Below are 20,356 nucleotides of genomic sequence, written 5' to 3' on the forward strand. Positions count from 1 at the left end.
AGGCGCCGGCCCCGGACGGCCACCCGGTGTCAAGAACAGACGCCGGGCACCCCGCTACGACGTCGGCAAGACCGTCAAACGCCCCGAGACCCTCAAGGCCATCGGCAAGCCCGGCAGGTCTTGGTAGATAAAGAACAAGCTAAGTGCGTGTTTCTAATCCGTGGTGTCTCGGGCGGTGTTGGTGCGAGCCTCACCGTTGCGTGCGGTGATCCTGAAGGCCTGGCAGCCCTGCACGTCGCGGGCATCCAAAGCTGGTCCGCAAGGTGATCCGGAGGAAGCGGTGCGCCTCAGACGTGGAGCTCCTGCGGGAAGCCGGTCCAGCGGAGCTCGGCGGGGAGGTGGCCGGTGTCGTTGAAGAGGAGAACCGACGGGGGGCGACCGGGCGCGTAGCGGATGACAGTCAACGCCGCGTTGGCCTGGTTGATGCCCATCCAGCGCCACTTCGGGGCGTCGAGGGCAGCTCGGACGAGCCAGCCGACAAGAAAGTTGTGGGTGATGACGAGTTCGTGGCACGGCTCGTCGCCGACCACGGGTCCGGTGAACTCCTCGAGCGCCGCCGCCGCGAGCCCGGGCCCCTGCTCGCGTTCCTCGGCCGGAAACTGGCCCAGAAACCCAAGCATGGCGTCGGCCGTCTCGGGCGGCAGCTCCTCGCGCGGCGGCAGGTACGGAATGTAGTCGCCAGCCGCATCGGAACGCCGCAGGGGGACGTCGTCGAGCCGTTCGCCAACCAGCCGGGCAGTCTGTTCTGCGCGGGCGAGCGGTCCGTGATGGATCGCCGTCAGCGGAACCCCACGGAGCCTCTCCCCGAGCAGGGAGGCCTGGTGGCGGCCCGCGTCCGTCAGCTGGCTCTCATCCGACGAGGCCTCGCCGTGCCGGGTGAGATAGAGATAGCGGGCGGCCGTGCCGGTCATGGGCAGGTCCTCCATTGGAGTCGATCTTGCTGGCTCCTGGAGGGACGCCGACCGGCGCAGGCCGGTTCCATGAAGGGCTGGGATCTACCTTCGGCGGATCAAGGCGTCGCGAGCCCCAAGCGGAGGACAGGCCCTAAGGGCTTGCCGGGAATCAAGTCGTGGCTTCCGGCTCCTGAGATCGTTGTCGTGGTATGGGGAGACCGGAGGGGATCGAGACCGCCCTGGCTGCGAAGTTCCAGGCGTTGCTACCGCATCTGGACGAGCGTCAGCGCCGACTGGCCATGGGGGCGGAGGCGCGGTCGCTGGGGCATGGCGGGATCAGGCTGGTGGCTGCTGCGGCCGGGGTCCGGAGGGCACGGTCTCGCGCGGGATCGCTGAACTGGAGTCCGGCCAGGGCCCGTTGGGGCGGGTCCGTCGTCTTGGCGGAGGTAGAAAGAAAGCGACCGAGCTGGATGCGGGGCTACGACCTGCGCTGCTGGCGTTAGTCGAGCCCGACGAGCGGGGCGATCCGATGTCGCCACTGCGGTGGACAACGAAGTCGACCCGGAAGCTGGCGGCGGAGCTGACCCGGAAGGGCCACCGGGTCTCCGCCGACACGGTCGCCGGCCTGCTGCGGGAGGAAGGCTTCAGCCTGCAGGCCAACACCAAGACCATCGAAGGCACTCAACACCCGGACCGGGACGCCCAGTTCCGCTACCTCAACGAGCAGGCACGGGATCACAGGGACGCCGGAGACCCGGTGATCAGCGTGGACAGCAAGAAGAAGGAGCTGATCGGCGACTTCAAGAACGCCGGACACGAGTGGCGGCCCGCCAAGACCCCCCGTGAAGGTCAACACGCACGACTTCCCCGGCCAGGCCGAGAAGGCGATCCCGTACGGCGTCTACGACATGGCGGCGAACACCGGCTGGGTCACCATCGGCACCGATCACGACACGGCCGCGTTCGCCGTCGCCTCGATCCGCCGCTGGTGGCAGGTCCGCGGCCGGTACGACTACCCCCGCGCCCGCCGACTGCTGATCACGGCTGACGGCGGGGGCTCCAACGGCTACCGGACCCGCGGCTGGAAGACCCATCTGGCTGACCTCGCCGCCGAAACCGGCCTGGACATCACCGCGTGTCGCCTGCCGCCGGGCACATCGAAGTGGAACAAGATCGAGCACCGGCTGTTCTCCCACATCAGCATGAACTGGCGCGGCAGGCCCCTGACCAGCCACGAAGTCATACTCCAGACCATCGCCGCGACGACAAGCCGCACCGGTCTGACCGTGCACGCCGAACTCGACACCGGTGAGTACCCCACCGGCATCCGCGTCAGCGACGAGGCCATCGCCGCCCTGCCGATCACACGCCGCCGCTTCCACGGAGACTGGAACTACACCTTTCACCCCGCGGATCACCGACCGCCCCTGGCCCTTCCGCGGCAACGCGGGCGGTCGGCTGGCGGCACTCACTCCCTCACGCCCCACGACCTGCAGCACCCCGAACTGACCGGCATGTCCCGCAAGCAACTCAGCGACCTGACCCACACCTTGATCCCCAGGCTGGAAGAGCACCGCGAACAGGTCCGTCACGCAGCCCGCGGCGGACCACGCCGCGTCGCAAGCGGCACGGGCCGCAAACCCACACTCACCCCCGCCGACCAGATCCTGGTCACCATCCTCTACCTGCGAAAACACGCTCTTCAGGAGCTTCTCGGCCAGCTCTTCAACACCACCGCCATGACCATCAGCCGTGCGGTGAAAGATGTCCGCCCGCTCCTGGAAGCCCACGGCGTTCGCATCCCCGCCTCAACCGCCCGTTTCCGCACACCGACCGACGTCGCCAGATTCCTCGACCCAGAGAAACCCAAGATCAAACCGACGTGGTTGATTCCCAGCAAGCCCTAACAACGGCTAACACAATGAGGTGGATCGGCGCTGATGGCCGTTGCCTGATGGGCAGTTGTGCGTTCGGTGTGTCGTGGGGATGTCGCCGTGGATCGTGTCGGATGAGCTGTGGGACCGCCTGGAGCCGTTGCTGCCTCAGCGTGAGCGCCGCTTTCGGTATCCGGGCCGCAAGCCGTTGCCGGACCGGCAGGTGCTGTGCGGGATCCTCTACGTGCTGCACGCCGGTATCCAATGGGAGTACTTGCTAGGGCCTGTTGTGAAAGTCCTGTTCACGTGGGGTCTGGCGTTCATCGTGGGCGTTGTCAGTGGGGCTGTGCATGATCGGCGCGTCAGCTTTTCGTGGAGTAGGGAGTGCCATGCCGATCACAAACCAGCAGGTAGCGGAACACGAGTTCCTTCGGCAGATGTACGACGACTCGTACTTCCCTAATCATGTGGTCGATCAGGGGAAGTTGATCCTGCTGCGGCTTTGTGAGCACATTGAGGATGAGCAGCCGTCGGGCCTGGATGCCTTGTATGTGCTCACCGAGGCTGCGACGGAGGAGTTCAACCTGCTGGACAGGGAGTTCGTGGCAGCCGGCAGTGAGATCGAGACGGTTGCGCGGGAGTCGATCTGCGACGAGTTTCGATTCGTCGCGTCGGCGTATGGGTTCACGGACGCGGATGCGGAGGAGCTGACCGCAGGTCGGGACTGGTGAACGAAATCGGGAAGGCCCTCGCTGGTCAAAGCCATTCGTTGAGAGCTGCGATCAACACGGTCGCCTCGTAGCGGACGGCGAGCTTGTCGTATCGCGTGGCGACGGCGCGGTGTCTCTTGAGCCGGTTGATCCCACACTCGACCGCATGGCGCTGGCGGTAGTCGGCCGGGGCGAAATGCGGTGGCCGGCCGCCGCGGGAACCGAGCTTCTGGCGGTTGCGGGCCTGGTCGGCCTTGTCCGGGAGGGTGCAGCGGATCCCGCGGCGGCGCAGGTAGGCGCGGTTCTTGCGGGAGGCGTACGCCTTGTCGGCCCGGACTCGATCGGGGCGGACGCGTGGGCGCCCCGGTCCGATGCCTGGCACGCGGACCTTCTCCAGCACGGGTTCGAACTGCGGCGAGTCGCCGCGCTGCCCCGCCGTCACCACGATCGACATGGGCTTTTGCCCCTGCTCGACGGCCAGGTGGAGCTTGGTGGTGAACCCGCCGCGTGATCTTCCCAGCCCGTGATCATGGGGCTCGATGAAGATGCCGCCCGGTGGTTCTTTCTGCAGGTCGCCCCGCTTGCGGGCCCCGGCCGCATGCTGATGGGCGCGGCACACTGTGGAGTCGACGCTCAGATCCCACGTGATCGCACCCTTCGTATCGGCCAGGGACTGGAGTTGGGTGAGGATCCGCTGCCAGGTGCCGTTCCGCTGCCACCGGCGGAACAGGTCGTAGATCCGGCTCCATGGTCCGTACTCAACGGGCACGTCCCGCCACGGAACACCGGTCCGCACCCGGAACCGTATGCCGTCGATCAGCCGCCGCCGAGGCCAGACAGGCGGCCGCCCCGCCCTGGCCCCCTGCGGCAGCAACGGCTCCAGCACCGCCCACTGCTCGTCCGTGAGATCTCCCCGCCCCATGAACCGTGATCATTCACAGCCCAAGATCCACTTTCGATACACGGCCTAGCCGCCCCAGCTTCCCCGGCCGCCGCCCGTCGGCGGCCCCGGCGCGACGGCCCCGCCCGGCGCGCAACCCGGCGAGCGCGCCCCGATCCCCGGCAGCGTCCACGCCGCCCATCCCGCCCTCCCACTCCTCAACTCCAACCAGGACATAGGCAAAAGCGGTCGCAACGGGGATGCCAGCGGCCCGACCACGCCCGTACGGTGCAGGTGACCTGCACGGATACGGCGGCGTCGGCGAGGCTCGCGCAAGAGAAGGCGCAAGAGATGCCACAGGAGAAGGCGCAAGAGTTAGCGCAGGAGATGTCGCCGCGCGGCGAGCCGGAGCGCGGTTCGAACAGCAGTACCTTTGCCTCGTGGCAGCTTCGTACGACTTCCCCCAGGACCTGACCGACGCTCAGGACGAACTCCGTCAGGTCCGCGCTGATCTGCAGACGGTCTACCGGCGGGTACCGTGGTCGGCCGAACCGCTGGATGCTTGGGAGACGCACGAGAACGCCTGGCGGCGCTCATCCCGCCCCGCCTCCCCGGCTGGGATCCCCAGGACGCGGCGGAGATCGCCCGGTTGCGGGCGCGGGAATGGATCATTCAGGCGATCAGTCGGCGCCAGGCGTCCGGGGGGGCATCGGCCGTGGCGCCGAGGAATCCGGCGTTGGCCATCAGCAGCACGAGATCGCGGCTGGTGAAGTCCTCGCGCAGCTGCCCGCTGTCCTTGGCGCGGCCGACCTCGCATCCAGCGTCGTCCGCACTCCGCTTTCGCCATTTCTCCCGTCCGGCGAGCAGCTGCTGGAAGGCGAGCGCGGTGGCTTCGTCAGCGGCCGCGACGTCGACGACCAGGCGGTACGGCGTGGTGGTGGAGGAACTGGCGGTGGAGGCCATGGCGCAGCTGCCGGACGACCGGGCGCGGCAGGAGGTGATGGCGCTGGTGGAGGTAGCGCGGATGGATCTGCGGGCCTGGCCCGATGTGCGTGATCCGGGCTCGGTTGGGGAGATCCGGGAGGCCTTCGGGCGGCGGTGCTGGATCCAGTACATGCCGCACGCCGGAGCGATCGAGGTCCGTGACATCGGGTGGGCGGGCTGATCACTATCCGTCCCGGTCGGTCTTCGGGGGGTTCTTTGGGGGGGTGCCGGGCGGATCGTGCCTCCTCAACGCTCTATGGCCCGGCCGGCGCGTGGGTCAGCGCGCCGAGCTCAGTGGCATGACTCTGCGGTACGTCGGCACTGCGATCGCCGCGACCGCGACGTGCATCACGAGCAGCGCCACCACACCGGTCACCTCGCCCTCGCCGAACAGGAAAAAGTCCGGCACGAAGGACAATACGACGACCGACGGGACGAGTCGGCGGAGCAGCCGTTCGGGATCGGAGGAGAACCTGCGGACGAGGGACCACCCGACGGACCCTCCCAGCACTCCCAGCGCGGTCAGAAAGACGTACGACGAGGGCTCCAACGGGCGGAAGTCGTCCGGTGCACCGAGCGCGTGCGCCAGTACGGCGATCAACGCGTTCACCAGCGAGGACAGCAGGAAGGCGACGAACACACCTCCCGCCACCATGATCGGACCCCGACGGGTGGGGAGCGTCTCAGAGACACGGGACATGGCAACTCCATACGGATGTGAGGGACATTGGTCAGTTCTTGGGGCTACTGGTGGCATCCACTTGCTGAAGGAGACGGCCGACGTCGACGCCGTCACGCCTGTCGGCCGCGCGCCGTGTCGTAGCCACGAGGTAGTGGACGGCAACGGCGAAAACCAGCAGCGCGGTCCAGTTGTTCAGGCGCAGGCCGAGGATGTGGTGGGCCTCGTCCACCCGCAGGTACTCGATCCAGAAGCGACCTGCGGCGTACGCGGCGGCGTACAGCGCGAACGCCCGCCCCCGGTCGAGACGGAAACGGCGATCCGCCCACAGGACCAGGGCGACCACGCCGAGACACCACAACGACTCGTACAGGAACGCCGGGTGATACGTGGCCAGGTTCTGGGTGGCCTCAGGCCGGTGCGCGGGGTCGATCTCCAGGGCCCAGGGGAGAGTGGTGGCCCGCCCGTAGAGCTCCTGGTTGAACCAGTTGCCCCAGCGGCCGATGGCCTGGCCCAGCGCGATGCCGGGAGCGACGGCGTCGGCGAACGCGGACAGGGCAACGCCCTTGCGGCGGCAGCCGATCCAGGCTCCGACGGCCCCACCGGCGATGGCGCCCCAGATACCGATGCCTCCGTCCCAGATGAAAAGGACCTTGACCGGATCGCCGCCCTTGCCGAAGTACAGCTCGCCGGACGTGATCACGTGGTAGAGGCGGGCACCGACGACACCCAATGGAACCGCCCACAGGGCGATGTCCGCCACGACGGCCTTCTCTCCGCCGCGAGCGGCCCAGCGGCGGCCGCCCAGCCACACCGCGGCGGTGATTCCGAGGATCAGCATCATTGAGTAGCCGCGCAGTGGGAGCGGACCCAGGTGGACCTCGCCGATGGACGGGCTGGGAATGAAGGCCAGGAGCACTGGTGGTTCCTCACAAGGGGCGGTGGAAGAGCAGGCCGTCGGCTGCGGGGCCGATCGTCGCCGCCCGCGCCCCTCACGCACATCGACCGATCGACGCGCCCTGCATCCACCGATCGGTGGAGCCGCCCCGCTGGTCGGCTGATTCTGCCGCTACGCAGCTGCACCTACTCTGTAGGCCATGGCACTGCAACAGGCGTGGGACCGGCAGCGGTGGAAGGCCATGGGGCAGCACGCCTTCTTCGTCACCGTGCTCGCCTTGTCCATGCCGGGTGCGCTGGCCGGGGCGGATATGACGACCGGCGCCGCGCTGTCGCGGATCGGCCCGGCGGTGGGGCTCGCCCTTTGGTATGCGTACTGGATCGCGCTGCGCGGTGGCACCGACCGCCCGCCGCTGCCCTACCTCGTCGGGGCCCTGTCCGGGTGGGCGGTCATGGCCACGGTGGACCCCGCGTTCCTCCCGGTCGCCGTGGCGGTGCTGAGCCCGTACTGGCTGCGGCGGGCCTGGTGGTCGGCCGGCGGGATGCTGGTGCTGGGCGCCGGCTGGTCGTGGCAGAGCCTCACCACGGACGGCTCCGTCGACGTACGGGCGCTCACGGGCTGCGTGCTCGCTACCGCCGTGGCGGTCACGATCACCTGCTACGTCGCCACCCTCGACCATGAGAGTCACAAGCGGCAGCGACTCCTGGACGAGCTGACTGCCACCCAGGCGGAACGAGCGGCAGCGGAACGCCAGGCGGGTACCCTGGCCGAACGTCAGCGTCTGGCCCGCGAGGTCCACGACACGCTCACCCAGGGGTTCGCCTCCATCGCCATGCTGCTGGACGCCGCACGCGACGACCTGCCACCCGACTCCCCTGCGGCCCGCCGCGTCGAGCAGGCCATGCGCACGGCCCGGGACAACCTCGCCGAGAGCCGCCGCCTCGTGCACGCTCTTCGCCCGGCGCCACTGGACCGCACCCACCTGGCGGACGCGGTCCGCGAACTCACCGCCCGGCTCGCGGAGGAGACCGGCACCGAGGCCTACACGGTCGTGACCGGCCGCCCGGCCGCCCTGCCTCCCAGTACCGAGGGCGAGTTGCTGCGGGTCGTGCAGGAGGCACTGACCAACGCCCGGCGGCACGCCCGCGCGATGAGTGTCTCGGTCACGCTCTCGTACCTCGGCGACGTCCTGGCGATCGACATCCAGGACGACGGCACCGGGTTCGCACCTGCTGCCCGGCATACGGGCGTCGGCCTGATCACCATGCGGGAGCGCATCGCCGCCTCGCATGGCACGTTCACGGTGGAAAGCGCCCCGGGCGAGGGTACGACCGTCGCCGTCACGGTGCCACTCCCGGTCGAGCCTTCCGCCTCCGGCCCCTCAGCCGTGTCGGGCACCGAGCGGATGGCCCCGGCGTCATGAGGACATCGGCCGGTCCCACGATCCGAGTCCTTCTCGCCGACGACCACCCCGTGGTCCGTGACGGGCTTGCCGCCATGCTCTCCACCCAGCCCGATCTCACGGTCGTCGGCGAAGCCGCCACCGGCGCCGAGGCACTGCGCCAGACCGCCTCACTCGCACCCGACGTCGTGCTGATGGACCTGCAGATGCCCGGCATGGACGGCACGACCGCGACCACCGCCATCCGTGCCGCCCACCCCGAGGTGCGGGTACTCGTCCTGACCACCTACGACACGGACGCCGACATCACTGCCGCCGTCGACGCCGGCGCAGTCGGCTACCTGCTCAAGGACACCGGACGACACGAGCTCTGCGAGGCCGTTCGGACCGCGGCTCGGGGAGGCGCGGCACTGTCGCCCACCGTGGCCGCCAAGGTCCTCGCCCATATGCGCGGCGACCGGGGCGCCGGCTTGTCCGGCAGGGAGCTCGAAGTCCTGTCCGCCGTGGCCCGGGGGCACAGCAACAAACAGATCGCCCGCGCCCTGCGCCTCTCCGAGGCCACCGTCAAGACCCATCTGCTGCACATCTACACCAAGCTCGACGTCCGCGACCGGACCGCCGCTGTCACCGCCGCACTTGGCCGAGGAATCATCCGCATGGACTGAAGGCCTTGCTGGAATGTTGCTCGGCGGTACGGCGAGAGGCCGAGGAGTTCCGTCAGTCGGTCCTCCACCGAGTAGAACTAGGCGGTGCCCGGGCCGGCTTGTGAGAGGCGGACCATGGCGCGGTAGAGGGCGGTGGGCCTCGGGGCGTCGGGCAGCGGGGGGATCGGCGCGCCGGGCGCGGCGTAGGAGCGGAGCATGTGGCCGACGAGGCGGCGCCAGGTGTCGGGGGCGGCGTCGCCGGTGGCGGTGACGACTCCGGCGTTGGCGATGAGCAGGATGACGACGTCCTGGTGAGTGAAGTCCTCGCGCAGGTGCCCGGTGTCCTTGGCACGGGTGATGAGCTCGAGCAGCCGCTCGTATGCCTCGGCGCGGCGGGCTTCCAGCGCTTTGGCGGCGGGGAAGGTCATGGTCAGGACGTCGGCGAAGCCGCGGTCGGCGGCCTGCATAGCGCAGACGGCGTGGAGGTAGCTGATGAAGCCGTGCCAGGGATCGGGGTCGGCCAGTGCCTCGGCGACGGCGTCGGCGTAGGCATCCATGCGATCGGCGAAGACCGCGTTGACGAGTTCCTCCCGGGTGGCGAAGCGCCGGCCGAGCGTGGCCTTGCCGACCCCTGCCTCGCGGGCGACAGAGGCCATGGAGACGCCGAGACCTTCGGTGGCGTAGAGGCGGCGGGCAGCGGCCAGGATGCGGCAACGGTTGCGCTCGGCGTCGGCGCGCAGTCCCGGGCCGGGCTGCTGGCCTGGCGTCTGGTCCGAAGGTGGCGAGGTCATACCCCCACTCTACCCAAGTGGACCGGTCGGCCCGCTTCTGCTGTACGGTGGGCGACAGCAAAAGTGGGATGCCTGGCCCACTTACTTGAAAGGACTTCACCATGCCCAGCATCGCCATCGTCGGAGCCGGCCCCGGCATGGGCCTCGCCATCGCCCGCACCTTCGGCTCGCGCGGCTACGACGTCGCTCTCATCGCCCGCAACCGCGCCAAGCTCGACGACCTCGTCGGCCGGCTCACCGCCGAGGGCATCACCGCCGCCGCGTTCCCGGCGGACGTGCGCGACCACGACGCGCTGACCCAGGCCCTCAAGGACGCCGCCACCCGCTTCGGCGGCATCGACGTCCTGGAGCACTCCCCCGCTCCCAGCATCGCCTCCGTGAACCTCACCTCCCCGTCCCAGACCAGCCCCTCCGATGTACAGGGATGGATCGACTTCCTGCTCAACAGCGCCATCACCGCCACCCAGGCCGTCCTGCCCGCGATGCGTGAGGCCGGCGCGGGCACCCTGCTCTTCACCAACGGCGCCGGCTCGGTCGACCCCATCCCGATGCTCGGCAACGTCAACCCCGCCCAGGCGGCGCTGCGCAACTGGGCGCTCAACCTGCACAAGGAGCTGGCCGGCACCGGCATCCAGGCCGCGCACGTCGCCATCGGCGTGTGGATCGGCGCGGGCGGCCCTCCCGAAATCCCGACCGCCGAGGCCGAGGACATCGCCCCTCTCTACTGGGACCTGCACACCCAGCGCGACGAAGCCGAGCGCGTCTTCACCGGCTGACGCCTCCCAGCTCTCCCCCGCGGAAGCCTGACCCGATCACTCCTCATCCGCCGCGGCGGATCCGAAAAAGAAGGTCTCCGCTCCGATGAACGTGTTCCTGTGGATCCTGCAGGGCGTCCTCGCCGCGCTGTTCGCGGCCGCCGGCGTCACCAAGTCCACCCAGTCCCGCGAAAAGCTCATATCCCAGCTGCCGTGGGTCAGTGACGTCTCGACACCCGTGGTGCGTCTGATCGGCGTCGCCGAACTCGCCGGCGCCCTCGGGCTGATCCTGCCGGGCGCCTTCGACATCGCCACCTTGCTCACCCCGCTTGCCGCCACCGGCCTGGCTGTGATCATGGTCCTGGCCATGGGCCTCCACGCCCGCCGCAAGGAGCCGCAGGCCATCGGGTTCAACGCGATCCTGCTCATCGTCGCCGCGATCATCATGTGGGGCCGGTTCGGGCCCTACTCCTTCTGACCACCCGGTCTCCCGTCCCTTCACAGCGGCCCGGCCCGCGACCACGCCGGCCGGACCGCAAGGCGAGGTCGTACTCGGCCACCGGACTGATCAAGAACGGCTGACCTTCGGGCACGCCCAGGTCATCCAGCCGCTGATCCAGACCGTCGAACAGCGCATTGAACTCCCGTATGAATGGGCTCACTTCCCTCAGCCACGCGAGGCCTCGCCGGGTGAAGTGCACCCGCCACCCTGTGATCGACATGACGCTGACCGATAGCCGTGGACAGCTCAACAACGCATAACCGAAGTTATGGACAGGGTTCTTCAATGTCCGTTGTCCACGGACATCATGCGGCCTTCCGTCCTCATCTGGCTCCTACAGATGGACCAGGGCCTGTCCGATCGGCGGGGAGTGAACACCGGACAGGCCCTGGAGTAGTCGGGCGCGATTGAGCGCGCGGGGGAGATCGGCCTGGGTGATCCCGTGGCCGTCGTCGGGGTCAGTCCAGCAGCAGGACGGTGGTGTCCGGCGGCAGCGTCCCATCCTTGCTCAGCGGTGCTGAGGCGAGGAGGGGGCTCCAGGCGTCGGGGAGCGGGATCGGCCGGTCGGAGAGGTTGACCGCGCACAGCAGGCCGTTGCCGCGTTCGAAGAAGAGTGTGCCGGGCGGGCTGTCCAGCCAGCGGAACTCCTCGCCCCGCAGGTTGGGGTTGGTGCGGCGCAGGCGCAGGGCGGAGCGGTAGAGCTGGAGCATGGAGGTACGGTCGGCCTGGTTGGCTTCGGCGGTGTAGGACTTCCAGTCGTCGGGCTGGGGCAGCCAGGGCGTGGCGGACCCGTATGTGCTGAAGCCGAAGGGCGGGGTGTCGCCGGCCCAGGGAAGGGGGACGCGGCAGCCGTCGCGGCCTCGGACGGTGTGGCCGGAGCGTTCCCAGGTGGGGTCCTGGAGGGCCGACTCGGGGAGGTCTTCGACCTCGTAGAGGCCGAGTTCCTCGCCCTGGTAGATGTACGCGCCGCCGGGCAGGGCCAGCATCAGCAGGGCCGCAGCTCGGGCCCGGCGGGTGCCGAGGGTGAGGTCGGTGGGGTGGCCATGGTGGCGCATCGGAGTCGTGACGCCGGTGTGGGCGCGGCCGTAACGGGTGACGTGGCGTGTCTCGTCGTGGTTGGAGAGGACCCAGGTAGCGGGGGCGCCGACCTTCGCCAGATCGGTGATCGTGCGGTCGATGACCTCCTTCAGTTTGTCCGCTTCCAGGGCGCACCTGAGGAAGTCGAAGTTGAAGGCGGTGTGGAGTTCGTCCGCGCGGAGGTAGTCGGGCATGCGGCCGGGGCGGACGTGGGCCTCGGCGACGAAGACGCGGGGTTCGGGGTGGCTGTCGGCGATGGCGCGCCAGCTGCGGAAGATGTCGTGGACGCCGTCGCGGTCCCAGTACGGGTGGTTCTGCTGGTCCTCGCCTGTGATGACGGAGAACTCCGTCAGGCGGAGGTCCGGGAGGGCGGGGTCCTTGACCATGCCGTGGGCGACGTCGATGCGGAAGCCGTCGACGCCCAGGTCGAACCAGAAATGCAGGATCGACTCGAACTCGGCCCGGACCTCGGGGTTGTCCCAGTTGAGGTCGGGTTGTTCGGGGGCGAAGAGGTGGAGGTACCACTGGCCGTCCGGCGTGCGGGTCCAGGTGGGGCCGCCGAAGGCCGCGTGCCAGTCGTTGGGCGGCAGCGAGCCGTTCTCGCCCTTGCCGTCGCGGAAGATGAACCGGTCGCGTTCCGGGGAGCTGGGCGGCGCCGCCAGTGCCTCCTGGAACCAGGCGTGCTGGTCGGAGGTGTGGTTGGGGACGATGTCCAGGATCACCCGCAGGCCCAGGTCGTGGGCCTCGGTGATCAGTTTCCGGGCCTCGTCAAGGGTGCCGTACGTGGGGTGGATGCCGCGGTAGTCGGAGACGTCGTAGCCGCCGTCGGCCAGCGGGGACGGGTACCAGGGGTTGATCCAGATGGCGTCGACCCCGAGGTCGGCCAGGTACCGCAGACGGGAGCGGAGGCCGGCGATGTCGCCGGTTCCGTCGCCGTCGCCGTCGGCGAAGCTGCGTATGTACACCTGGTAGATGACCGCGGAGCGCCACCAGGCGCTGTTCACGGCGTCCTTCGTCACGTCGTTCGTGGGGGTCGGGTTGCGCATGTAACTCGGTCCTGTCGGAGGAGATGTCCGTATCGCAGCGGGTTTCCCGCCCGGCTATCCCTTGGTGGCGCCTGCCGTGCCGCCGCGGACGAAGTGGCGCTGGAAGGCGAAGAAGACCAGGGCCACGGGGATGGTCATGAGCAGGGCTGCCGCGAGCTTGATCGGGTACAGGTTGCCCTCACCGAGCTGGCCGGAGACGAGTGAGGCGACCCCGGAGGTGAGGGTGTTCAGTTCCGGGCTCTGGCGGGACACGATGAAGTGCGGCAGTTCGTTCCACGATCCCTGGAACGACAGGATGGTCAGGGTGATGAGGGCCGGCTTGGCCATCGGCAGCACGATGGACCAGAAGATCCGGAAGGTGCTCGCGCCGTCGATGCGGGCCGCTTCCTCGACACTGACCGGGATCGACTCGAAGAACTGCTTCATGATGAACACCCCCGCGGCATCCGCGAGCAGCGGCACGATCATCCCGGCGTAGGAGTCGTACATCGCGAGCTGGTTGAGAACGAGGAACTTCGGGATGAGCAGGACCACGCTGGGGACGGCCATGACCGCGATGACGGCGGCGAACAGTGCGCCCCGGCCGCGGAAGCGCAGCCGGGCCAGTGCGTATCCGGCGAGGGAGTCGAAGAACACACGGCCCGCGGTGACGAAGAGTGCGACGACGACGGAGTTCGTGAACCAGCGCGGATAGTCCGCATCGGCGAGCCGGCTGAAGGCGGCTGTCGTGAAGTGCTGGGGCCACAGCGACAGCGGGTGGCTGGTGGCGTCCGCGTCGGTCTTGAAGCTCGTCGCGAGCTGGATGAGGAACGGGTAGATGTAGAGCAGCGCGACGGCGGTGAGGACGGTGTAACCCAGAGCGCGCGTAAGGGCACTGCCGCGGCGCGAGGGGTTGCCTGAGCGGCGGGTTGTGTGTTGCTCGACTGTGTGCGCTGTGGTGTCTGCGTCGGCGAGCTTGTGCTGTGGGCTCATCGCGTGCCTCTGTTGTGGGCGTCGGCTGTGGCCGCCGGGGCGGCTGTGGTGGGCGCGGTTGCGTCAGCTCCCCGGGGTCCAGGGTGGGCCGTTGCAGCGGTGCGGGTCATCCGGCCACCCTCGTGGTCGGGCCGGATCCGGAGCGTGCCGCTTTCGCCGCTCGCCGGGTGGCTGCCTTGGCGCGGGCCTCGTCCTTGTCGCGCAGGACGAACCGCTGCAGCAGGGTCATCGCGACGATGATCGCGAAGAGGATGAAGGCGATGGCACTGCCCTGTCCCCACTCGTTGTTGATGAACGAGGACTGGTACGACAGGAACGCGGGCGTCATCGTCGTCTTGGCCGGTTCGCCCCGGGTCATGACGTAGATCTGGTCGAAGACCTGCCAGGTGCCGATGAGTCCGAGGGTCAGGACGAGGAAGAGGGTCGGCTTGAGCATGGGCAGCGTGACGTGGCGGAAGCGCTGCCAGCGCCCGGTGCCGTCGATCTCGGCGGCCTCCTCGACCTCGAGGGGGATGTCCTGCAGCGCGGCGAGGAACATGAGCATGAACGTGCCCGCCGTCGTCCACACGACCAATGCGATGATCGCGGTCATGGCCACGCTGGGGCCGGAGAACCACTCCCACAGGGACAGGCCGCCGACGCTGGTGTCGGCGAGTGCGGACGGTGGTGCGTCGGTGTTCACGCCGAGGGCGCCGAGGGCGAGGTGGATGATGCCGCGAGGATCAGCGAACCAGGCCGGTCCATCGACTCCGATCTTCGCCAGCAGTGAGTTGACGACGCCGCTGGAGGAGAAGATGAACAGGAAGACCACCGAGATCGCGACCGAGCTCGTCACCGACGGGAAGTAGTACGCGGTGCGGAAGAACCCCTTGCCCTTCAGCCGTCTGCCGTTGACCAGGAGCGCCAGGCCCAGCGCGAGCGCGGTCTGCAGCGGGACGACGAAGAGCACGTAGTAGGCGTTGTTGCGCAGGCTCATCATGAAGTCGCTCTGCGGCAGGCCGGGTTCGGTGACCAGTGGCGCGTAGTTCTGTCCGCCGACGAAGTCCACCCTGGACGAGAAGGGGCTGCCCTGGCCGTGCCAGTCGGACAGGCTCACCCAGAGCGCCATGACGATCGGCACGACCAGGAAGAGTCCGAGCACGACGAGGACGGGTGAGACGAACAGCCAGCCGGCGAGACCTTCCCGGCCCCGGATACCGCCGCGAGGGGCAGGGGTGCGGCGGCTGCCACCAGCCCCTCGACCTGCCTTGGTGCCGTCGGGGCCCGTGTCCTTGCGGCGCCCGCGCGGCACGGAGGACGGGGCGTCGGCCTTCGCGGTGCCTTCCGGGCGGGCCGGGACCGGGCCGCCGCCACCCGGGCCCTGTGCGGGCCCGGGGTTCGGTTCACTCATCGCAGATTCACTCTCGTTCGGTTCGTATCCGGGTGGTCCGGGTGGTCCCGGGTTACTGGCCTACGACCGCCTGCGCGTTCTTCTGCAGTCGCGCGAGGATCTCCTCCGGGTCGGCCTTGGGCAGGCCCTGAAGGCCGGTGTCGAAGTCGGCGAGCACCTGGTCGATCTTGGCGACGTTCACCGGGGCCTGGGCGTACGCGGCACCGTCGATGTAGGGCTTGTCCTGCGGGAACTGCGCGACGTAGTCGGCCTGGGCGGACTGTCGCGACGGCATCACGCCGACCGCCTCGGCGAAGGTGAGCTGGTTGTCCTTGGCGGTCATCGCCTTGACGAAGTCGAGGGCCGCGGCCTTGTTCTTGCTCTTCGCCGCGATGCCCCAGCACTGGGTGAAGGCGAGGGTGCCCTTGCCCTTAGGTCCGGCCGGCAGCGGGACCGCCTTGTACTTGACGTCCGGGTAGTCGTTCTTCATGGCGCCGGCGATCCAGTTGCCCTCGATCGTCATGGCGGCCTTCTGCTTGCCGAAGGCTTCGCCCGACCAGCCGGAGTCGAGCTGCTTGGGGTACTTGGCCGAGCCGTCGGCGAGCAGCGACTGGACGAACTTCAGGGCCTCGAGGTTCTCCGGGGAGTCCGCGGTGACCTTGGTGGCGTCCTTGTTCGTCACCCAGCCGCCGGCCTGGACCATGAAGGCACCGATCCGGTCGCGCGTGTCGCCGAGGGCGAGGCCGACCTGCTTGCCCGTGGTCAGCTTCTTGGCCACGGCCTCCAGTTCCTCCCAGGTGGTGGGGATGTCGGCGTCCGTCAGGCCGGCCTTCTTCCACGCCTTGGTGTTGATCTGCAGGGCGAGCGTGGAGAAGTCCTTGGGGGCGCAGTAGAGCTTGCCGTCGTAGGTGAAGGCCTGGCGCAGCGCGGGGTAGAAGTCGTCCTTCCCCTCGAAGCTGTCGCCGTACGGTTCGAGGCTGCCCGCGCTGGCGTACGTCGCGAAGCGGCCGGCGTCGACGTAGAAGACGTCCGGCGGGGTGTTCGCGGCGAAGCCCTGGCCGAGCTGCTGGTTGATGTCCGTGGCCTGGGTGACGGTCGCCTTGTTGCCGGACTTCGTCGCCCATGCGCCGGCCGCGTCGGTGACGGCGTTCTTCTCGGCGTCGCCGCTGGCGGCGATGAGGACCTTGATCGAGGCGGGGCCGGTCGACTCCTGACTGTCTGCCTTGTCGGTGTCGTCGAACCCGCTGCCACCACAGGCCGTCAGGCTGAGCGACAGCAGCGCGACGGCACCGACCGCCCAGCGGATACGCGGATTTCTCATGATAAATCTCCTTGTGCAAGGCCGACCTGACGAACCGGTGGTAGAGGGGACCGCATCCCGTCGCCGCACTGGGGCTATGAGCGGGATCGCGGGTGTTGAGGGAGCGGACTACGGAGCCGCCCGGCAGGGGTGAGAAGGGTGCGGGTTGCTGCTGAGCGGCTCAGCCGCTCGCCCGGACGACGAGCCGGGGCGGCAGCAGGACCGGGGCGGGCAGACTGGGCGGCTTCTTGGGGGCCGCCAGCAGTTCCTGAAGCATCCGCAGGCAGGCGGCGGCGGCTTCGTCGTACGGCTGCGCCACACTGCTCAGGCCGACGACCGCCGCAGTCGGGGAATCGTCGAAGCCGACCACCGCGACATCGGCCCCCGGGCGCAGTCCACGCGCGGTGATCTCGGTCCAGGCCCCCAGCGCCAGCGAGTCGCTCGCGCAGACGATCGCGGTCGGCGGGGTGGGCAGGTCGAGCATCGCCGCGGCGGCCTCGCGACCGGTGTCCAGCCCGTCGGGGACGCCCGCGTCGTAGCCGGCAGGGGTGTCGATTCCGGAGACGGCGAGGAGGGAGGACCAGCCGCTGCGCCGGTCGTCACCTACCTCTAAACCTTCCGGCCAGCCGAGGAAGGCGATCCGCTGGTGGCCGGTCTCGATGAGGTGCCGGGTCGCGGCAAGGGTCCCTTGCGCACCGTCGACATCGACCCAGCCGTGCCGCTGCGGGGCATCTGGTTCAGCCCCCCAGGGGCGGCCGAAGGTCACGAACGGCACTCGGCGCTCGGTGAGCCACGCCGTCCGGCGGTCGCCGGCGTGGGTGGCGTGCAGGACGAAGGCGTCGAGATCGTGATCGTCGAGGAGCTGTTCGTACAGGGAGCACTCGTGGTCGTCGTCGGTCGCCGTGAACACCACGATCCGGTAGCCGGCCTCCTGGGTACGGGCGGTCAGCGACTGCAGGAAGTGGGCGAGGACGGCGCCGTTGACGCCGTCGCGCGGCGGCTCGATGCGGGCGCCGATCAGCTGGGAACGCCGGGTCCGCAGCGTCCGGGAAGCCTGGTTCGGGCGGTAGTTGAGCTCTTTGATGGCGGCCTGCACGCGGGCCAGGGTCTCCGGCCGCACCCGATGCGGCGCGTTGATGACGTTGGACACCGTCTGCATCGACACAGAGGCATGCCGCGCCACGCTTTCGAGTGTTACTCGCGCCATCGCGAAGCCACCTCCACAAGTTCACTGCTCCGCAGCGTATCCGCCGTTGCGGCACCGCAGTGCGTCGCCGTCCCGCTTGGATTTGAACGTTAAATTTAGCGTTCCAATCGGTTACTGTGGCGATCGGCGCCCGGACTGTCAAGAGCCGGCGCAGTCACGAATCGCCTCACCAACCGCCCACGACACACGAGGGCACCGGACGGAGCTTCCATGACTTCACCCGAGCGGCAGCCGCTCCTGCACGACCTCTCGGTCACCCTCGCCGCCCCGACCGTCGTCCTGTCCAATCCGGACGGCAATCTCGACGCCGCCGCTCCCGGAGCCGGCGTGCAGGGGCTCTTCCACGCCGACGTGCGCGCGGTGAGTCTGCTGCGCGTGACGCTGCGCCCCGGCACCGGGGCGGCGGACGGTGGCGAGGGCTGGCTGCCGGCCGTCGCGGTCATGAACGCGGCGGAGGGACCCGGACGCAGCCGCTTCGTCGGCCTGGCCCAGGCGCTCGGCGACGCCGTTCCCGACCCGACCGTCCGGGTAGACCGGCGGCGCATCGTCAATCCCGGCCTTCTCACCGAGCAGCTGACGGTCCGCTCCACCGCGACGAGGCCGGTGCATCTCGCCGTCCGGGTCGAGATCGCCGGGGACCTCGCACCTCTGGAGCACGCGAAGGCGGGCCGGGCAGCCCGGTCTCCTCTCCGGGCGACGGGCGAACTGCTCTGCGGCGACGGCGTGTTGCGCTGGGGCGACGAGGCCGTCGAGGTCGCCGTCAGCGCCCCCGGCGCGACACCCGACGCCGAGCGTCCCACGCTGACCTGGACCCTCACGGTCCAGCCCGGCGAGAACGTCGACCTGCACCTGGCCGTCGAGGTCTCGCAACCCGACGCCGTCGTCACGGCCGCCGACCCCCGGCCCACCTGGCAGCGCCCGGAGGTCACCGCCGACGACCGCCGCCTGCCCGCGCTCGTCACGCAGAGCCTGGACGACCTCCACTCCCTGCGCATGGCCACCAGCGCCTCCCCCGGTGACACCTTCCTCGCCGCAGGCGTCCCCTGGTTCTTCACGCTCTTCGGCCGGGACAGCCTGTGGGCCGCACGGATGCTCCTGCCACTGGGCACCGACCTCGCACTGGGCACCCTGCGCACCCTGGCCGCCCAGCAGGGCACCCGCACCGATCCAGCGACGGAGGAAGAACCGGGCAAGATCCTCCACGAGGTCCGGAGCGGGGTCTTCGACGACGGCCAGGGCCTTGTCCTGCCGCCCGTCTACTACGGCACGGTCGACGCGACCCCCTTGTGGGTCTGCCTCCTCCACGACGCATGGCGCTGGGGCCTGCCCGCCACCGACATCGAACCGCTGCTGCCCGCGCTCCAGGCGGCGCTCGGCTGGATCGACACCGCCGCCCAGGCCGGAGACGGGTTCCTCTCCTACATCGACCACACCGGCACCGGACTGGCCAACCAGGGCTGGAAGGACTCCGCGGACGCCGCCCGGTTCGCCGACGGCCGCCTCGCCGAAGCTCCCCTCGCTCTCGCCGAAGTACAGGGATACGCCTACGAAGCGGCCCTCGCCGGCGCGGCACTCCTCGACGCCTTCGGGCTTCCGGGCGGCGAACGCTGGCGGACCTTCGCGGCCGACCTCGCCGACCGCTTCCGCGCCCGGTTCTGGGTCCGCGACCAGCACGGCCCCTACCCGGCCATGGCACTCGACGGCTCGGGCCGCCCCGTCGACGCCGTCACCAGCAACATGGGCCACCTCCTGGCCACCGGCATCCTCAACGCCGACGAGAGTGCCGCCGTCGCCGCACGGCTCGCCGCCCCCGACATGTCAGACGGCTACGGGCTGCGCACAATGTCGTCGGCATCCGGCGGCTTCGGCCCACTGCGCTACCACTGCGGCGCCGTCTGGCCCCACGACACCGCCATCGCCGTCACCGGCCTCGCCCGCACCGGACACCCCGAAGCCGCCGTCCAGCTCATCGAAGGCCTCCTCGACGCAGCACCGGCCTTCGACTACCGCCTGCCGGAACTGTGGGGCGGCGACGCACGCGCGGACACCCCCGCCCCCGTCCCCTGCCCCGCCGCCTGCCGACCACAAGCCTGGTCCGCAGCATCAGCCATCGCCCTCATGTCCGCGCTGACCGGACTGGAACCCGACGTACCCGCCGGCCGCCTCCACCTCCGACCGACAGGCCCACTCCCCGTCGGCGCCCTCACCATCACCGGGCTCACCGTCGCGGGAGAACAGCTCGACCTCACCATCGACTCCGACGGCCGGATCGAATCGGTCTCGGCACCCGCAGGACTGACCGTCGAGAAACACCCGGCGCCGTGCCCGACCAAGACCGGTCCGGTCATCGGTCACCCGGGCGGCCGATGACCT

18 protein-coding genes and 2 pseudogenes are annotated in these 20,356 nt (G+C 69.5%); 9 read left to right on the forward strand and 11 right to left on the reverse strand.

All coding sequences use genetic code 11. The features are described 5' to 3' along the window. Positions 1–287: 287 nt before the first annotated feature. Complete coding sequence (locus PUR53_RS20735; protein ID WP_329909243.1) at positions 288–911, reverse strand: histidine phosphatase family protein; 624 nt, start codon at positions 909–911, stop codon at positions 288–290. Positions 912–1,102: 191 nt separating this feature from the next. Between PUR53_RS20735 and PUR53_RS20740 the strand changes: the two are divergent. The 3 genes and pseudogenes from PUR53_RS20740 to PUR53_RS20750 all read left to right on the forward strand — a co-directional run bounded on the left by PUR53_RS20740 (position 1,103) and on the right by PUR53_RS20750 (position 3,498). Further along, a pseudogene (locus PUR53_RS20740) lies at positions 1,103–2,800 on the forward strand (ISAzo13 family transposase). Positions 2,801–2,879: 79 nt separating this feature from the next. After that, positions 2,880–3,044 (forward strand): annotated as a pseudogene (locus PUR53_RS20745) (transposase); the annotation flags it as partial. Between the two features lie 112 nt (positions 3,045–3,156). Next, a complete protein-coding gene (locus tag PUR53_RS20750; protein WP_033532220.1) occupies positions 3,157–3,498 on the forward strand; it encodes a DUF5713 family protein in 342 nt (113 codons plus the stop codon). Positions 3,499–3,523: 25 nt separating this feature from the next. Here PUR53_RS20750 and PUR53_RS20755 read toward each other — a convergent pair whose 3' ends face one another. Next, positions 3,524–4,399, reverse strand: a complete 876-nt coding sequence (locus tag PUR53_RS20755; RefSeq protein WP_329896703.1) for an IS5 family transposase — start codon at positions 4,397–4,399, stop codon at positions 3,524–3,526. A gap of 630 nt (positions 4,400–5,029) precedes the next feature. Beyond that, positions 5,030–5,320, reverse strand: a complete 291-nt coding sequence (locus PUR53_RS20760; protein WP_329909244.1) for a DUF6207 family protein — start codon at positions 5,318–5,320, stop codon at positions 5,030–5,032. Here PUR53_RS20760 and PUR53_RS20765 point away from each other — a divergent pair. Then, positions 5,319–5,522: a hypothetical protein gene (locus tag PUR53_RS20765; protein ID WP_329896705.1), complete on the forward strand. Its 204-nt coding sequence runs from the start codon at positions 5,319–5,321 to the stop codon at positions 5,520–5,522. The genes PUR53_RS20760 and PUR53_RS20765 overlap by 2 nt on opposite strands. A gap of 96 nt (positions 5,523–5,618) precedes the next feature. Here the strand turns inward: PUR53_RS20765 and PUR53_RS20770 are convergent, their stop codons facing one another. Further along, on the reverse strand, positions 5,619–6,041 hold the full coding sequence (locus PUR53_RS20770; protein WP_329896706.1) for a DUF6069 family protein: 423 nt from the start codon (positions 6,039–6,041) through the stop codon (positions 5,619–5,621). A gap of 31 nt (positions 6,042–6,072) precedes the next feature. After that, a complete protein-coding gene (lgt, locus tag PUR53_RS20775; RefSeq protein WP_329896707.1) occupies positions 6,073–6,939 on the reverse strand; it encodes a prolipoprotein diacylglyceryl transferase in 867 nt (288 codons plus the stop codon). A gap of 178 nt (positions 6,940–7,117) precedes the next feature. On the opposite strand from lgt, the gene PUR53_RS20780 reads away from it, so the two are divergent. Beyond that, the gene (locus PUR53_RS20780) at positions 7,118–8,341 is read left to right on the forward strand and encodes a sensor histidine kinase (RefSeq protein WP_329896708.1); all 1,224 of its coding nucleotides are present in this window, start codon (positions 7,118–7,120) and stop codon (positions 8,339–8,341) included. Further along, positions 8,338–8,985, forward strand: a complete 648-nt coding sequence (locus PUR53_RS20785; RefSeq protein WP_329896709.1) for a response regulator transcription factor — start codon at positions 8,338–8,340, stop codon at positions 8,983–8,985. The genes PUR53_RS20780 and PUR53_RS20785 overlap by 4 nt, the downstream gene beginning before the upstream one ends. A gap of 77 nt (positions 8,986–9,062) precedes the next feature. On the opposite strand, the gene PUR53_RS20790 is transcribed toward PUR53_RS20785, so the two are convergent. Then, a complete protein-coding gene (locus tag PUR53_RS20790; protein WP_329909246.1) occupies positions 9,063–9,755 on the reverse strand; it encodes a TetR/AcrR family transcriptional regulator in 693 nt (230 codons plus the stop codon). A gap of 101 nt (positions 9,756–9,856) precedes the next feature. On the opposite strand from PUR53_RS20790, the gene PUR53_RS20795 reads away from it, so the two are divergent. Together PUR53_RS20795 and PUR53_RS20800 are read left to right on the forward strand one after the other, a co-directional pair. Further along, positions 9,857–10,531, forward strand: coding sequence for an SDR family NAD(P)-dependent oxidoreductase (locus PUR53_RS20795; RefSeq protein WP_196455817.1), 675 nt, complete (start codon positions 9,857–9,859; stop codon positions 10,529–10,531). A gap of 85 nt (positions 10,532–10,616) precedes the next feature. Beyond that, on the forward strand, positions 10,617–10,988 hold the full coding sequence (locus PUR53_RS20800) for a DoxX family protein (RefSeq protein ID WP_329909247.1): 372 nt from the start codon (positions 10,617–10,619) through the stop codon (positions 10,986–10,988). 482 nt (positions 10,989–11,470) lie between these two features. On the opposite strand, the gene PUR53_RS20805 is transcribed toward PUR53_RS20800, so the two are convergent. The 5 genes from PUR53_RS20805 to PUR53_RS20825 all read right to left on the reverse strand — a co-directional run bounded on the left by PUR53_RS20805 (position 11,471) and on the right by PUR53_RS20825 (position 17,983). Continuing rightward, entirely contained in the window at positions 11,471–13,135 is a 1,665-nt protein-coding gene (locus PUR53_RS20805) for a glycoside hydrolase family 13 protein (protein ID WP_329909248.1), read from the reverse strand. A gap of 54 nt (positions 13,136–13,189) precedes the next feature. Further along, entirely contained in the window at positions 13,190–14,107 is a 918-nt protein-coding gene (locus tag PUR53_RS20810) for a carbohydrate ABC transporter permease (protein ID WP_329896713.1), read from the reverse strand. Between the two features lie 106 nt (positions 14,108–14,213). Next, a complete protein-coding gene (locus PUR53_RS20815; protein ID WP_329909249.1) occupies positions 14,214–15,497 on the reverse strand; it encodes a carbohydrate ABC transporter permease in 1,284 nt (427 codons plus the stop codon). Positions 15,498–15,549: 52 nt separating this feature from the next. After that, positions 15,550–16,797 carry a sugar ABC transporter substrate-binding protein gene (locus tag PUR53_RS20820; RefSeq protein WP_329909250.1) on the reverse strand — a complete coding sequence of 416 codons (1,248 nt, stop codon included), beginning with the start codon at positions 16,795–16,797 and terminating at the stop codon, positions 15,550–15,552. Between the two features lie 160 nt (positions 16,798–16,957). Then, positions 16,958–17,983 (reverse strand): LacI family DNA-binding transcriptional regulator, encoded by a 1,026-nt coding sequence (locus PUR53_RS20825; RefSeq protein ID WP_329896716.1) that lies wholly within the window; start codon positions 17,981–17,983, stop codon positions 16,958–16,960. A 210-nt stretch (positions 17,984–18,193) separates the two neighbouring features. Between PUR53_RS20825 and PUR53_RS20830 the strand changes: the two genes are divergently transcribed. Further along, positions 18,194–20,353, forward strand: a complete 2,160-nt coding sequence (locus PUR53_RS20830; protein ID WP_329909251.1) for a glycogen debranching N-terminal domain-containing protein — start codon at positions 18,194–18,196, stop codon at positions 20,351–20,353. The last annotated feature ends 3 nt before the right edge of the window (positions 20,354–20,356 follow it).

Origin of the sequence: Streptomyces sp. SP18BB07, assembly GCF_036322545.1 — a bacterium.
GTDB lineage: Bacteria > Actinomycetota > Actinomycetes > Streptomycetales > Streptomycetaceae > Streptomyces > Streptomyces deccanensis.